A 16,351-nucleotide genomic window follows, 5' to 3' on the forward strand; every position below is an offset into this window, starting at 1 on the left:
TTCTTGAAAAGCGAGCTGTCTATGGCGCAGTTCGCCAAAACAGCATCAAAGCGGAATTTTTCATTTTTCAAAACACAAACGGACGGCTTGAGTTTGGTTTTCCGTTCATTGGATGAACTATTTATTCTCACTTTTTTTTTAGCGCCCGGTGCACTGAAAACTGAAGCTGTTCCATCTGAGCCTGCAAGGATTTCCATGGACGGATCAGAGAATACAGCCGATGAAAGCTTTTCAGGCTCACTGCCGTGGAGAAGACGCAGGGCGGTAAGCAGGAAGATCAGTATGTTCTTGCAGGGCGGCATTAGGGGAGATGAGATGATTTTATTTCTTTTTGATATCCGAAACGGCAAATATAGCTCTTATTATGCTTATGAGATAATTATTGGGCATCAAATCGCCTTTAAATGGGATTTCATTTTCTGAAATTGAATGCTGACCAGAGGTTCTCTAAGGGGTATTTTTAACCACTATACATTAAGGTGGCGACCCGCGCACCGGAGCAGGCTCCTGCATTAAATCTGCCTGCGGCGGGATCATTTAACCGCCCGGGGCAGAGTATAGTATTGCCGCGGATATTAAAATCATTTTTCAAATAATCCGTCCTTTTCCCATTGCTTGACTATATCTATAGTTTCCTGGGGCATTCTGGGGCCTCCCTTGGGCATCAGCACGCTATTGCCGTTTTCAAGGGAAATGCGGATGATGAGGCTTCGTTTTAAAACGGCCTCTTTGACCTGGGCATATGTGGCAAGGGATATGGGCGCACCGTTTGTGGGAACCGCCGCATGGCAGACAATGCAGTTATTGTCAATAATTGATCTCACATCCTTGTCATAGGTTGCTGATCCGGCAGGGGCGGTGGTGTCCGTCGGAGCTGCGGAATCATCATTGGAGCAGCCTGCAAGGATTATGGCAGCTGATAAAACGGCACATGCTTTTTGTAGTTTCATAACGTTTTTTTTTTTTGGTTTGCAGAGCAGAGATGATTTTCATCTCAAGGAATGCTTTTCACCTATATACGCCAAAAACTCTTTTACAGATTGCAGGAAGACCTCTTTTTGTCCATTGAAATCCGAATCATGGCTTTTGCCGGCGATATCTCCAAAAACATGGGCAGTATGAAAAGATGATGCGGGATGCTGTTTTAGGCATGGCTGATGCTGTGGAAAGGATTCAGATTATTTAAAACAATTCTAAACTAAAGTTTTCTTTTTACTTGTTAAAACCATCCTAAAAAAGTTTCCGTATATGACCTTAAATCTAACCGCTATAAAAATCACGTATGAAAATCAACAAGCACATCAAAAAAGGTCTTTGGATCGCAATGGGAACAACGGTCCTGTTTTCAGCAATTCTTCTTTTCCATATCATTACTGCCAAGCCTGCGGTTTATGACACTCCAAACCTGCAGGTAAGCCGCATTGATTTCAAGCAGGCTATCGATTCTGCACAGGCCAGACAGATCTGCGCTGACCTGAGATCCATCAAAGGGCTGACCTCGGATTCCATCATTATCAAGAGAAACGTGGTGGTTTACTTCCATAATAACCGGATCACCAATTCAAAAAAGGTCTATGCGCAGCTGATGGCCAAAAGGCATTATGATGCGCAGCCCTATATACTGCCTGAAAATCTGGCATCCAAAGAAGTCTGTCCTATGGACCAGAACAGTCTGGGCTACAAGCTGTCCCAGAAGATCAATCATTTTTTTAATTAACCTTTAATATTATTGTTATGAAAAATTATTCTAAAATCGCCTTAATCGCGTTATTCCTTTCAACGGCTGTTTTTACATCCTGCAGCAATGATGATGAGACTCCGGCTCCTGTAAAAGCATCCATATATGAGCGGTTGGGAGGCACTAAAATGGTTGCCGATCCTGATAATTCAGGACAGATGATCGAGCAGGGACGCCTTAGCTTCCGCAAAGTGGTCAATTCAACAATCGGACTGATAGTTGCCGATATCCAGTCCAATGCATCAGGAAACCTGCAGGCGCATTTTGCGCCCCTTCTGGCCGAAACCGGAACGACCCAGGCTACAAATATTGCAAAATTATCCGATAACCTGACTGATTTCTTTTCCTTCAACACCGGAGGGACAAATGCAGTTAATACGTATTCGGGCCTGAGCATGGCAGCGGCGCACAACCCTGCGACAAACCCTAGAATGGGAACAAAATCCAGCAGTGCCGACTATACGAAATTCGAAGGTTATGTGGGAGCGGCCGCCAATGCGAACGGCGTTGCTTCAAACACCGAACTTTATACGGATATTGTGGCAGTTTTGGAATCATTGAGAACGCCCATCGTCCAAAAATAATTCATCTTCCCAAAAAACGCCGCCTTTTTCTGCGGGCGGCGTTTTCTTTTTAAGACATTGTCTTATTCCAAAACAAGCATGTCTGCCTAAAGGAATCCCTTTGCAGTTGCAAATTTGCTGCATGGCATCTTTGACCATATATCTCATACAAGGACCATACTGACTGGAGGCGCTTGTCCGCATGGCAGCACATACGGGTGCGGACTGATTTTCCAGAGCAGAACTCCTTTTTTTTCGAATCTTTAATCAAAGCCATCCCATGGAAAATTTTAAGCTTTCCCAAAACACCACTTTCTACGCCTTAGGATTAAGCTATAAAAAAGCAGATGCCCTGATCAGGGGGAAATTCAGCCTGGATGCTGAAGGCCAGTCTGACCTGCTGGCGCAGGCCAAAACCGAGGGCATAGAGTCGTTGATTGTAATTTCCACCTGCAACAGGACTGAAATCTATGGATGGGCTTCTCATCCGTATGAACTGATAAAACTGCTTTGCGGCCATACGAAAGGCAGCGTGGAGGAATTTCAGCAATTTGGCTACATCTATAAAAACAGCCAGGCCGTCAGCCACATGTTCCGGGTAGGGACAGGTTTGGAGAGCCAGATCCTGGGCGATTTTGAAATCATCAGCCAGATCAGAACCGCTTTTAGCCGCAGCAGAGAGAAAGGTTTGGCCGACACATTTCTGGACCGCCTGGTAAACACCGTAATCCAGGCGAGCAAAAAAGTCAAGACAGAGACTAAAATTTCCTGCGGCGCCGCGTCGGTTTCTTTTGCATCGGTACAGTATATAATCCAGAATGCAGCTGATGTAGGGAACAAAAATATTCTGCTGCTGGGGACAGGAAAAATAGGCAGAAATACCTGCGTAAATTTATTAAAGCATACCAAAAACAGTCATATAACCCTTATAAACAGAACAAGACACAAAGCCGAATTGCTGGCGCGAAGACTCAATGTCATCGTAAAGGGTTACGGCGATCTGAAAGAAGAACTGCAAAGGGCGGATGTGCTGGTTGTGGCTACGGGAGCGCAAAGCCCCACTATTGATAAAACACTTCTTGGCCTGCATAAGCCCTTATTGATCCTGGACCTTTCCATTCCGCGAAATGTGGATGCCGATGTCAAAGAAATACCCGGCGTGACTTTAATGCATCTGGATGATCTCTCCCAGATTGCCGATGAGACGCTGGAGAGAAGAAAACAGCATATTCCTGCCGCAGAAGCCATTATTGAGGATCTGAAATCAGAGCTGTATGCCTGGGTGAACGGCCGAAAATGCGCACCGACCATCCATGCATTGAAAGCAAAACTGAATGAGATTGTATCGACTGAGTTTGCTTTCCAAAAGAAGAAAGCAATCCATTTTGACGAGGTTCAGATGGATCTGGTCAGTTCCAGGATTATCCAAAAATTGATAGGCCATTTTGCGAGCCACTTGAAAGAGGAGAATACGCCAGTGGACCAGAGCATAGAATTTATTGAAAAAGTATTCCAGATAGGGCGGTTTATGCCCGATAGATCTTCTTGGCCTACAGAAGAAAAATACATAATCAATCTGTCATAAAAATAAACTGGAATTCAAGCGCCAGACAGACCAGGCAGAGCCAGGCATCTAGGGCATATCTATAAATGATGCGCTTGAGGTGTTTTTTTGAAGCGGAATTCTTATGCTGATTTTACATAATTCCCATCTTTAAGGTGGAAATTATGTAAAATCTGTTTCCGTATTTGTTTCAGGGCGCCAGAATTCCTAAATTGGAAAATTATTGAACCAAGAGCCGAATAATTCGATTTTCAGGGATTTTCTGAGGGCTGTGGCGCAGCCGGCTTGAGGGATCCTTGTATGATGGTTTTATTCGGCAGCGAAAAACCGACAGATCATGGATGAAGACCCGAAAATAATCATATGCCTAGCCGATGACGATGAGGACGACCGCATGCTGCTCCATGAAGCGCTTCTGGAGCTCGATCGGCCTTTCAGGATATTTGAGCTCTGCAGCGCACAGCAGCTCATCGAGCATTTTTCCAAACCGGAGCAGGAGCCTGCCGATTTCATATTCCTTGACCTTTATATGCCGGGCATGGACGGCTTTGAGTGCATCGAAAGGCTCAGAGGCATGGGCCCGGCTCCCGGAAATGCAAGGATCATCGTCTATTCCATCGACAGTGCAGCCAAAACAATGCAAAGGGCTTTTGCCCTGGGAGCGGATTTTTATGCCGTGAAGCCCAGCACGTATGAAGATCTTAAGAATCTGGCGGCAATAGTCATGGGAGCATCGTGGGAGGATTTATCAGCTCAAGAGCGGATATTCCATATCAGGTAGGAGGCGGAAACAGCCCAGAGACGGCTTATCATGCAGTTCCACACGGCAATAGTTTTAGGTTTGTTTTTTAGGTTTGTTTTTTTTTTGGAGCTTTTTCCCGCTATGCGCTTCAATCTTCTGCGCCGAACCCCGGCGCAGAAGGATTTCCGCTACTATCGGGGCTATTTTGTGCTTTATTTTAGTGAGGAATAAATCAATTTTCAGCTGTTGTCCATCAGCAATTATGTTTAAAAAAAATGGCGCCAATTGTCTTCAATTGACGCCATTTGGCTTTGTGACGGGGACAGGACAAATTACAACATCATTTTTGGATGATTTGAAGAAATTGGCTTACTATATGTAGGGGCTGTCTTCCATTGGCTTTGTATTTTTGGTTTAGATGTCCTGTTGGGGATTGATGCAAAAAAACATAAAAATTCGATTGAATTATCGCATTAAACTATTATACAATTCTACAACTATTATCGAGGATTTGAAAAGATTATTATGCTTAAGGCAAAATTGTCTTTCTTTGGATCTGTGAATTACTATATGCGATTTAGGTTTTGTGTCACAAATGTAATCCCTTTCAATAAGAACAAGCTTTTTTATTCTGCGGCGGCACAAGCTTTTTACAATGCAGAAAAACCGGAATATGTTGGAAACTGGCAGACAGTTTTTCAGTTTCAGATTATATTTTAGTAAAGTTTTAAAAATTTAAATTGCAAATTTTCTGTATAAATTGGAATATCTAATTTAACTCATTAACTGTCGTTCGATTGAGGTTAAAAATTGATTTATTTCTATCCTGTATTAGCTTAAGATTTACTATTAAATTACAGGCTAAGATAAAGGCACTTTTATGCAGCAGAAAAATATAATTGAATTTTTACAGCCATCATTAGGTGCCGAATTTATAACTTCTTTGGATGTCGCAATTTAATTTAAGATTTATGAAAATTATTGCTGTAGATTCTATTTAACTTATGAAATATGGCTTCCATTCCCAAATCAGCTTCTTCGCATTGGACATTCGCAAATATTATAAATGCTTTGTCAATATCTTTACAGATGAAAACTTTTGTTAAAAATGTTCCTGGATTTCCATTATGAAACGAGTAGCGCAAATTGCTTTCATCCTCAATCATCCACTCCCAGCCAAATGCGAATTCTGGCAACCCATAATGCATATAGTTAAACTGTTCAGCACTTAATTTATCTGATTTCCCTAAAAGCCCTTTAAGCTGCATTTGTATAAATTTAGCATAATCAGGTAAGCTGACATTTATATTTCCAGCAGATGATAGCCAATTTAATTTAAAATTATCCGCAGGCATTTCAGGTTCCAAATCTTCGTTGTGTCCCCAAGTCTGATTTTGATCTTTATAGTTAGGCTGCCCAAAATCAAATTCTATATTTAATTCTTTTCCGAGTTCCTTCACTAAGGTTTCATAATTTTTTCCCGTCGCCTTTTCAAGCATTAATCCCGCTGCAACATAGCTTGGATTTGCCCAATAAATTATTTGCGGTTCTTTCACCGGCTCCTGTTGGAGGATCCAGGAGATTAGTTTATACCTCTGCTCTTGGTTTGTTCCAAATACTTCCTTTTTGGTTGGCATTTCATTTCCGTATGACCATTTCATTATTTTTGCGCGAAAAGTTATTAAATCCCACAGAGTCAAGCCATAATAAGCTGGATTGCTTTTTGCTTTTAGTTCAGGAAACAATTCGAAAAATCTAGTGTCCCATTTAATTTTTCCCTCATTGACTAAAACCGCAGCAATATAGCTTGTTATCGTTTTTGTGTTTGAACCGATCCTAAATCTGTCAGATAATTCAGCGTGCAATTCTGAATTTATTTTCTTTACGCCCAAAGCTTTTATTTCTATAATTTTTTCCGAAGAAATCACAGCATAATTAAGTTCAGGGATATTATGGATTTTTCGAATGCTATCTGCAAATTTTTCGATGTTTTGGCTATATGAATAATTTAAAAAAAATGTTGCGGTGACATAAAAAAGTATGTTTCTCATTTTATTTAGGCTTCTGCAATGGTTTGAAATTGTCGGTTAATTAGATTATGCGAATATAATGTAACATTTTGTGACATCTAGTCTTTTAATCTGACTTTTTCTTTCTTTATTTCTATAATGTTTTCTAATTATTATTTTGGGAATAAAGCAATTTTTTTGCTTCAGTCGGGGAACATGGCTCTGTCGCATTTGGGAATAATTTTACCTTTAGAATTTTAAACGCGCCGAAAAATAAATGCTAAAGGGCATAGCTATCCAAAGGCTGTTATTCTGCAGGCAGCCTATTTCAAGCTTGGGTTTGCTTTAAGTTATTGAGATGCTGGAGAAACAATGAAAATAAGGGGCGTGATTGTGACCATGCTAGGATGGAAAGCTGGGCTTTTAAGTTCTACATCTTTCACTGAAGCTATTTTTAGCAGCTCTTCCCGCTATTCGTTCCAATCTTTTGCGTTGAACCCCAGCACAAAAGGATTTCACTGCTATCGGGGCTAGGGCTGCTGAGGAGCCCGGCTCTTTAGACGAATAAAAATAAAGAAAGTCTAAAAAAATTGGCGCCAATTGTCTTCAATTGGCGTCATTTGGCTTTGTGACGGGGACAGGACAAATTACAACATCATTTTTGGATGATTTGAAGCAATTGGCTTTCTATATGTAGTGGTCTGTCTTCCATTGGCTTTGTAAATTTGGTTTAGATATCCTGTTGGGGATTGATTCAAAAATTATAAAAACTCAATTGATTCATCGCATTAAACTAATATATAAATTTACAAAATTTATGGAGGATTTTAAAAGAATGTTTTAAGTTAAGGCAGGATTGTCTTTCTTTGGCTCTATGAATTACTTTATGCTATTTAGCTTTTATGACACAAAAGAAATCCCTTTCAGTTTTCATATGGCTTTAATCTAATCAGAAAGAAATTGGGTTCTGTCGCATCTATGACTAAGTTTTATCTTTGGTTTTTCAAAACTAATAAAAAATGAATACTAAAGGTCATTGTTATCCAAAATATGTAATCCTTCAGGCAGTGTATTTTAAATTAAGATTTACACTTAGCTATCGTGACGTTGAGGAAGATTAGGGGGGTGATTGTGGATCATGCAACGATTCAGCGTTGGGTATATAAGTTTGCACCTTCACTTGAGGCAGAGATGAAGAAGAGAAAAGGCAGAGTGGGGACGAGTTGGAGATTAGATGAGACTTATATCAAAGTAAAAGGTATTTGGTGTTATTTATATAGAGCAGTAGATAGGTCTGGTAATACAGTTGATTTCTTATTAACTAAGAGAAGGCAGAGGATGAGTGCCCAGTCATTTCTAATTAAAGCAATTAGTAATAACTGTAGTCCAAGAGTAATAAACATCGATAAAAGCGGTTCTAATACTGCCGCGATCAAAGTCTATAACAAACGTTCGTTCTCAAAGATTAAAATCCGGCAGTGTAAATATCTCAACAATATTGTAGAGCAGGACCATCGTTTTATAAAATGGCGTATCCAAAATGGACTAGGTTTTAAAAGTTTTGAATCGGCCAAACGAACATTGAGCGGAATTGAAGTTGTACATATGCTAAGAAAGAATCAGATGGTTAGGCCAGGATTATCTATGTTTAAATCATTCTGTAAACTGGTGAGCTAATTTTTAAATTACTTAAATTCTTATATTTGATTCTCGCAGATGCGACAGAGCCAATCATTCTGTAAATTGGCGGGCTAACTTTTAAATTACTTCAATTTTTATATTTGATTCTGACAGATGCGACAGAACCAATTAAAATTACCTAAAAAACTATTTAGAGCTGCATAGTTATTATTGCCTTTAAGGCTAAATGTTATATCATTATCTATTCTATGCTGAGCTGTAGCATAATTTGTAATGGATCCGAATAAAAGAATCAGTAAAATTCTAATTTGAGCATAAAGTTCCATAATTTCCCTGTGTACATGGACAACCGATTGGTTGTAAAAGTTCTGAATCGATCAAACCAATATTAAGCGTAATTGAAGTTTAAAATAATTTTGGAAAGAATCAGATGGTTGGACGAAGGATATTTTTTTAATCATCCTGTAACTTGCCTAGCTAACTTTTAAACTAATTAAATTTATATATTTTATTCTGACAGTTAAAACATAATCAGAAAAGATAGCCTTAGAGTTGTGGGATAAAAAGTCTTCTTGCAGATATTTTAACCCTGTTTTTGTGATTTCCCCCCTTAGTTATTGTATTATACACCTTATTGTTTCTTATGGAAGCTCTTATGTTTGCAAAAGAAGATCCTCTGATTTTTCAGACCATGTAATAAAAACAAAACAGGCATCGTTCCCAAGCCAGCGCTTTACGACATCTGAATATTTATAAATACTAATCATGAGAAAAACTATCATTATTTTTTTTTACTTTTTTTTACTTTTTTCTCCATTTACAAAAGCATGGTGTACTACTATAAAGGACACTATTACGGTGTCATTAGACGGCTCTGCTGATTTCATTTCGATTCAGGAAGCAATTACAGCTTGCGGAGCTTTTCCTTCAAATCCCAAAACTATTTTTATTAAAAAGGGTATTTATAAAGAAAAAATTATAATCGATTCTTTTAATAGTAATATCTCTCTTATTGGAGAAAATAAAGACCAAACAATAGTTTCATTTAATAACTATAACGGCCAGCCTGACATTGGCACTTTTACAAGTTATACTTTAAAAGTACTTGCTGATAATATTAGTATTCAGAATATTACAATAGAAAATACTGCAGGACCTGTGGGACAAGCTGTTGCCCTGCATGTGGAAGGAGATTATTTTAAAGCTTCCAATTGTAAAATTTTAGGCAATCAGGATACTTTATATGTTTCAGGAGAAAATAGCCGTCATTATTTTAATAATTGTTACATAGAAGGTACTACCGATTATATTTTTGGTTCGGCCACAGCTATTTTTGATAATTGTACTTTATACAGTAAAGCTAATTCGTATATCACTGCAGCTAATACTTCCAAAAACAGTAAATATGGTTTTGTTTTTTTGAATTGCAAGCTTTTGTCAGCGCCAAATGTTCGTAAAGTTTATCTGGGACGTCCCTGGCGAGAATATGCCAATGTAATTTTTTCCAGTTGCTTTATGGATGCCCATATTAATCCGGAAGGATGGCACAATTGGGGAAAACCTGAAAGTGAAAAAACGGCTTATTATGCTGAGTTTAAAAATTATGGTCCCGGAGCTTTGACAACTAAGCGTGTCAAATGGTCGCATCTGCTTTCTGTTGAACAAAATCGTAAGCTCACTTTTGATGTCATTTTCAAGGTTGAAAATCAATGGCTGCTCAACTCGGCAACTCCTTAATCCTTTAATATTCTTATTTACTATCATATTTTCTCAACCATGAACCATAAAATTTTTCAAAAACTATTTTTAACGGTCTTTTTTCTGGGTATTCTAAGTGTATCGGCAAAAAGCTATGATCTTAAGGCATTAGGAGCAGATAATTCGGGTAAAAAATCCTGTACAGCGCTCATTCATAAAACCATTGATCTGGCTTCAAAAGACGGAGGAGGAACTTTGTATTTTCCAGCTGGTAATTATCTAACAGGAGCTATCACTTTAAAAAGCAATATTACGATCTATTTAGAAGCTGGTGCCATTTTAAAATTTTCATCCAATTTTAATGATTATCTGCCTTTTCAAAAAGTACGTTACGAAGGCGTTTTTATGAAAACATTTGCTCCGTTGTTTAATGCTCAAAATGCTGAAAATATTACTATTAAAGGAGAAGGAACTATAGATGGAAATGGCTTTGCTTGGTGGGATGAAGCTAAACGAATCAATGCAGAGTTAAAATTGAACGGTACGCTCAAACAACCAACCGAATTACAAAAACTTTGGGTAGAGCAAAACAAAGAATTAAAAGTGGAACCGTATTATGAAAATACCTTAAAAACGCAATTTTTCAGACCTCCTTTTATCCAGTTTTTTGAATGTAATAAAATTAATATCGAAGGAATTCGCATTTTAAATTCGCCATTTTGGACTATTAATCCAGTAGGTTGTAATGATGTGCGAATACACGGAGTGACTATCATGAATCCGGATAAGGAACCACATGGTCCCAATACTGACGGTATCAATCCTTCTTCTTGTTCCAATGTTAGAATATCTGATTGTTTTATAAGTGTAGGAGATGATTGTATTACCATAAAATCAGGAAGAGACTTCCACGGACGTGAATACGGAAAAGCCTGTGAAAACATAACGATTACCAATTGTGTGATGCTGGCCGGCCATGGAGGTGTTGTAATTGGAAGTGAAATGTCTGGCGGCGTAAAAAATGTAGTAATTACAAACTGTGTTTTTGATGGAACAGATGCAGGAATCCGAATGAAAGCTTCCAGAGGTCGTGGAGGAGTTGTGGAAAACATTATGGTCTCCAATATCGTAATGCGAAATATAGGCCGTAATGCCTTTACGTTTGATCTTTTTTATGATAGATTATCCAAAGTAGAACCCGTTTCAGAACGTACACCAATTTTTAGAAATATAGCCATCAGCAATGTAACAGGAAGAAATATTAATAAAGTAGGAGTGATTTGTGGTATCGAAGAAATGCCTGTTGATGAACTTACTTTTACAAATATTAATATGGAAGCCAAAGAAGGTTTTACAGGAAATCTGGCAACTAATCTCACCTTTTCAAATGTAGATATCGCTGCCGAAAAAGGTCCATCGTTCGAATTTACAAATTGTGATAAGCTCTTGTTTAATGATGTAAAATCTAAAAAAACTATTGCAGACCAGCCAATACTTAAATTAGAAAACTGTAAAACGGTATTGATCAACAACTGTTTTCAGAAAGTTCCTGCTTCGGTCTTTGTTGAAGCCGTTAATTCGGATGTCATTCAGGGTACTAATTTCTTATCTCTTGTAAAAACACCTTTCCTTAAAAAAGACAAATAAAATGAAAAACATTGTACTGCTTTTTTTCTTCATAATTTCTATAAATACAGCTTTTAGCCAGGACATTATTCCGCTTTGGGAAAAGGGTAAAATGCCTAATTCTAAAGGGATGAAATTAAATAGGATAGAAGACCGTGAACGCATAACTCAGGTTGATAATCCGTCGATATATGCTTTTTTTACTTCGAAAGAAGAAAACACCGGAGCAGCAGTTTTAATTTTTCCTCCCGGTGGTTACAAAAAACTGACTTATAATATTGCGGGATTTCAATTGGCTAAATGGTTCAATACTTTTGGTGTAAATGCTTTTGTGGTTATGTATCGGCTTCCAACTTCTCCTGATTTGGTAAATCCGGCTTTCGGACCAATTATGGATGGACAGAGAGCTATTAAAATGATTCGAAGCCGAGTTTCTCAATGGGAAATTGATCCTGCAAAAATTGGAGTAATGGGAGCTTCTGCAGGCGGCGGTTTAACAGCCAATCTTGCCACAATTACTACTGATTATGCTAAAATTAATGATGAATTGGATTCGGTAAGCATACAGCCGAATTTCCAAATTCTTGTTTCGGGAGCGATCAGTATGAAGCAGAATGCCCATAAAGGAAGTTATGAAGCTTTGTTAGGAACAAATCCAGAACCGAAAAATGAAGAACTTTTTTCAGGTGAATTAAATGTTTCCGCTGCTACACCACCTGCATTTGTTACTTGTGCAGCGGATGATCATGTCGTAAATCCGCTCAATAGCATTCAATATTATCAAGCACTTTTAAAAGCCAATGTAAAAGCAGCTTTACATATTTTTCCGCAAGGAGATCATAACATCGCGCTTCGTAATAATCCGGGTTCAACACAATTATGGACGGCTTTATGCGAAGCCTGGTTAAACGAAATGGGCTTCCTTTCCAAACCGCAGAAATAAAACTAACTCTCCGTAAGCAATTGGCTTACAAAACCAAATTAATAACTTTCCAAGACTTAAATTATGAAAAATTTCTTTTACCAATGGGCTGTTTTTATAGCCTTTATGATAATAGTACCCAACAGCTTATCAGCCCAAACTAAAGATAAAATTACTGTAGCCATAGATGGAAGCGGTGATTATGTTAAAATTCAGGATGCTGTTAATGCAGTACTATCTGATAAAGCAGCACGCACTATCATTTTTATAAAAAACGGTTTATACAATACCGAAAAAATCATTGTTCCTGTTGACAAAAAGAGAATCACTTTTATAGGAGAAAACCGCGAAAAAACGATTCTAAGTTATCATATTTTCGACTGTACTGGCGGTTTAAACAATAAATGTCCAGCCGAAGATGCTGCGAAATGGGAAGGGCAGAATATTAGAACTTCAGCTTCAGTAACGATTCAGGGAGATGAGTTTAGAGCGGAGAATGTAACCTTTCAAAATACTGCTGGTCCTGTTGGACAGGCTTTAGCTGTTTTTATTACCTCAGATAAAAATACTTTTATCAATTGTAATTTTTTAGGCTATCAAGACACTATGCTTCTTGGGAAAGATGGAACGCGAAGCTATTTCAACAACTGTATGATTTTAGGCAGAACTGACTATATCTACGGTGGCGGAATAGGTTATTTTGACAGTTGTGAAATTAGAAGTTACGGCGGTGGCTGGATAACTGCTCCAAGTACGCCAAAAGATCAAAAATATGGTTTTGTGTTCAACAAATGCAAGTTGACTTTTATTGGCAACAGTCCTCGTGTTAATGATGACAAACAACCTTTCAGCCTTGGGCGACCTTGGCATAATTATCCTAAAGTAGCCTGGCTGAATTGTGAAATGTCCAAAGAATTAAATCCGCTGGGATGGCCAACAACCTGGCGTATGGATTATGCTTCAACCAGTTCCGATTTGCATTTGTATGAATACAACAATAAAGGCGCAGGTGCTGATATGAGCGGACGAGCAAAATGGGAAGGTTTAAAATCAATTTCTGCAGCTGAAGCCAAATTGTATTCAGTAGAAAATGTATTAAACGGATCTGATAATTGGAAGCCTTTGGCAAAATAAAAGCTTATGAAAATTCTTTTAAATAAATCGGTTTTATCGTTCTTCTTATTTTTCTCTTTTTTGTTCAATTCTTCTGCTCAGAAAAAATTAGTCTTATGGTACGATAAGCCTTCAAAAGCATGGACAGATGCTGTTCCTCTTGGCAACGGTAGATTGGGCGCCATGGTTTACGGTGTGCCTCAATCGGATACCATTCAGATTAATGAAGATACTTTTTGGTCGGGAAGTCCTTATCAGAATATCAATTCAAATGCTAAAAAAAGCCTGAAGCAGATTCAGAATTATCTTCAGGATGAAAATTTTATTGAAGCGCAGAAACTGGCTTTGTCTGATATCATTGCAGATCGCAAAACAACTTCACATGGACAAGTGTATCAATCCATTGGGAATTTAGTTTTATCTGTTCCAAATCATGAAAAGTATACTAATTTTTACAGAGATCTGGATTTAAAAACGGCAATTGCAACGACTAAATATACTGTAAACGGTGTAAACTTTCAGCGTGAGGTTTTTACTTCTTTTACAGATCAGCTTATTATTATTCGACTTTCTGCAGATAAAAAAGGTGCAGTTAATTTTAATGCTTCGTTTGCAGGGCCTCTTAAAACCAATATGGTAAAAGTGACAGCTTTAGTACCTGCCAATCAGAATCAATTGCTTGTGGTTGATGGTCAATGTACCCGTGAGAAAGAAGAAAATATAACGAACTTATTGCATTTTAATACACAGATAAAAGTAGAGGCAAAAGGCGGAACTCAATCAAAAGAAGGAGAATCCATTAGGGTAAACGATGCCGATGAAGCTTTTATCTATATATCGGTTGCAACCAATTTTAAAAACTATAAAGATATTACTGCCGATGCTGAGAAACGAGCGAAAGATTATCTGAAAGCTTTTTCTAAATCGTATCAAAAAGCGAAAGAAGATCATATTGCCTTTTATCAAAAGCAATTTAACAGAGTTCAGTTGGATTTAGGTAGTTCTCCACAAATAAATAAACCTACAGACCAACGTATTGCTGAATTTTCAAAAACAGAAGATCCTGATTTGGTAGCATCCTATTTTCAATTTGGACGTTACCTGCTTATTGCTTCTTCTCAGCCAGGCAGTCAGCCCGCTAATTTGCAGGGAATTTGGAATCCTAATGCAGGGCAGTATCCAGCTTGGGACAGTAAATATACAACCAATATAAATGTTGAAATGAACTACTGGCCTGCAGAAGTAACTAATCTTTCAGAATGCCATGAACCTTTTATCAAGTTGATTAAAGAAGTCAGCGAAACAGGAAAACAATCGGCTTCAGAAATGTATGGTGCCCGCGGATGGACCTTGCATCATAATACCGATTTATGGCGTTCTACTGGTGCTGTTGATGCGACGGCAGGAATCTGGCCTACTTGTAATGCTTGGTTTGCTTCACATTTATGGGAAAAATTTCTTTTCTCGGGAGATCAGTCGTATTTAAAAGAAGTGTATCCAATACTCAAAAGTGCTTCCGAATTTTATCAGGATTTTTTAATTAAAGATAAGAAAACAGGATATCTGGTAGTTTCTCCTTCTATTTCTCCGGAGCATACTCCCGGTTTGCAATCGTATGAATATACAAAACAAGATGGAAGTATAGGTACAGAACGTTGTATTATTTTTGCTGGCGTTACGATGGACAATCAAATGGTGTTCGATTTACTGTCCAATACGATTGATGCAGCCGAAATCCTGAAAGTCGATGAGCAATGGGTTACAGAATTGAAAAAAATCCGTCAGCAACTACCTCCAATGCATATTGGAAAATACACACAATTGCAGGAGTGGCTGGAAGATTGGGATCGTAAAAATGATACCCATCGACATGTATCACATTTATGGGGAGTGTTTCCGGGACGAGAAGTTTCGCCTTTTAAAACGCCTGAACTTTTTGAAGCTTCCAGAAACTCGCTTATTGGAAAAGGAGATGCAAGCCGAGGCTGGTCTATGGGATGGAAAGTATGTTTGTGGGCTAGATATTTAGATGGAAATCATGCTTATAAATTGATTACGAATCAGCTCAATTTGAAACCTGCCAATGCAACAATTAAAGATCCCGATGGAGGTACTTATACGAACATGTTTGATGCGCATCCTCCATTTCAAATTGACGGAAATTTTGGCTGTACTGCTGGTATTGCCGAAATGTTTCTACAAAGCCATGACGGTGCTCTTAGTTTATTGCCAGCTTTACCTGATGTATGGCAGAATGGGACTATTAAAGGATTAAAAGCTCGAGGAGGTTTTGAAATCGAGAATATGCAATGGAAAGGAGGCAAATTAGTTTCTGTAACAGTTAAATCGAATCTGGGAGGAAATCTCCGTTTACGAAGTTATACCCAATTAAAAGGTTCAGGTTTAAGCAAAGCAAAAGAAAGCAATTCAAATACTTTTTACAAATACCAGCCAGTCGAAAAACCAGTGGTTTCTTCCAGTGCCGAATTTAAGGGAACAGCAGTTGCAAAAACATTCGAATTTGATGTTAAAACAGAAAAAGGTAAAAGCTATACTTTTCAGTATGCCAAATAATTTTTGATTGTTTTAATAATAAAAAGCAGCTGTGATAAGATAAAATCACGGCTCTTTTTTTATGGAGAAACATTGGATATTTTTTAGGAATTATAACAGCCAAAAAAAGATGTTTTTTCTGATGTTATTTTTGAAAGTATTGAAAATAAAGGGATTCTGTG

General features: G+C 38.1%; 12 protein-coding genes and 1 pseudogene. 11 read left to right on the top strand and 2 right to left on the bottom strand.

From position 1 onward, the window contains the following. Positions 1-21: 21 nt before the first annotated feature. Positions 22-423, top strand: coding sequence for a hypothetical protein (locus OZP10_RS20150; RefSeq protein WP_129053243.1), 402 nt, complete (start codon positions 22-24; stop codon positions 421-423). Between the two features lie 158 nt (positions 424-581). Here OZP10_RS20150 and OZP10_RS20155 read toward each other — a convergent pair whose 3' ends face one another. Further along, a complete protein-coding gene (locus tag OZP10_RS20155; RefSeq protein WP_281632467.1) occupies positions 582-950 on the bottom strand; it encodes a hypothetical protein in 369 nt (122 codons plus the stop codon). A gap of 332 nt (positions 951-1,282) precedes the next feature. Between OZP10_RS20155 and OZP10_RS20160 the strand changes: the two genes are divergently transcribed. The 4 genes from OZP10_RS20160 to OZP10_RS20175 all read left to right on the top strand — a co-directional run bounded on the left by OZP10_RS20160 (position 1,283) and on the right by OZP10_RS20175 (position 4,646). Then, complete coding sequence (locus tag OZP10_RS20160) at positions 1,283-1,717, top strand: hypothetical protein (RefSeq protein WP_281632468.1); 435 nt, start codon at positions 1,283-1,285, stop codon at positions 1,715-1,717. 17 nt (positions 1,718-1,734) lie between these two features. Continuing rightward, positions 1,735-2,322 (top strand): globin family protein, encoded by a 588-nt coding sequence (locus OZP10_RS20165; protein WP_129053246.1) that lies wholly within the window; start codon positions 1,735-1,737, stop codon positions 2,320-2,322. A gap of 259 nt (positions 2,323-2,581) precedes the next feature. After that, positions 2,582-3,886, top strand: a complete 1,305-nt coding sequence (hemA, locus tag OZP10_RS20170; RefSeq protein ID WP_281632469.1) for a glutamyl-tRNA reductase — start codon at positions 2,582-2,584, stop codon at positions 3,884-3,886. A gap of 316 nt (positions 3,887-4,202) precedes the next feature. After that, positions 4,203-4,646 carry a response regulator gene (locus tag OZP10_RS20175; protein ID WP_281632470.1) on the top strand — a complete coding sequence of 148 codons (444 nt, stop codon included), beginning with the start codon at positions 4,203-4,205 and terminating at the stop codon, positions 4,644-4,646. Positions 4,647-5,569: 923 nt separating this feature from the next. Here OZP10_RS20175 and OZP10_RS20180 read toward each other — a convergent pair. Then, the gene (locus OZP10_RS20180) at positions 5,570-6,658 is read right to left on the bottom strand and encodes a serine hydrolase domain-containing protein (RefSeq protein WP_281632471.1); all 1,089 of its coding nucleotides are present in this window, start codon (positions 6,656-6,658) and stop codon (positions 5,570-5,572) included. A 977-nt stretch (positions 6,659-7,635) separates the two neighbouring features. Between OZP10_RS20180 and OZP10_RS20185 the strand changes: the two are divergent. From OZP10_RS20185 to OZP10_RS20210, 6 genes and pseudogenes are all read left to right on the top strand, one after another. Further along, positions 7,636-8,293 (top strand): annotated as a pseudogene (locus OZP10_RS20185) (IS6 family transposase). A 729-nt stretch (positions 8,294-9,022) separates the two neighbouring features. Continuing rightward, positions 9,023-9,994, top strand: coding sequence for a pectinesterase family protein (locus tag OZP10_RS20190; protein WP_281632472.1), 972 nt, complete (start codon positions 9,023-9,025; stop codon positions 9,992-9,994). A 39-nt stretch (positions 9,995-10,033) separates the two neighbouring features. Then, entirely contained in the window at positions 10,034-11,602 is a 1,569-nt protein-coding gene (locus OZP10_RS20195; RefSeq protein WP_281632473.1) for a glycoside hydrolase family 28 protein, read from the top strand. Position 11,603: 1 nt separating this feature from the next. Further along, positions 11,604-12,524 (top strand): alpha/beta hydrolase, encoded by a 921-nt coding sequence (locus tag OZP10_RS20200; protein WP_281632474.1) that lies wholly within the window; start codon positions 11,604-11,606, stop codon positions 12,522-12,524. 63 nt (positions 12,525-12,587) lie between these two features. Next, a complete protein-coding gene (locus tag OZP10_RS20205; RefSeq protein ID WP_281632475.1) occupies positions 12,588-13,637 on the top strand; it encodes a pectinesterase family protein in 1,050 nt (349 codons plus the stop codon). Positions 13,638-13,643: 6 nt separating this feature from the next. Further along, positions 13,644-16,190: a glycoside hydrolase family 95 protein gene (locus tag OZP10_RS20210; RefSeq protein WP_281632476.1), complete on the top strand. Its 2,547-nt coding sequence runs from the start codon at positions 13,644-13,646 to the stop codon at positions 16,188-16,190. Positions 16,191-16,351 lie beyond the last annotated feature (161 nt).

The sequence above is a fragment of the Flavobacterium luteolum genome (assembly GCF_027111275.1).
In the GTDB taxonomy this organism is placed as follows: domain Bacteria; phylum Bacteroidota; class Bacteroidia; order Flavobacteriales; family Flavobacteriaceae; genus Flavobacterium; species Flavobacterium luteolum.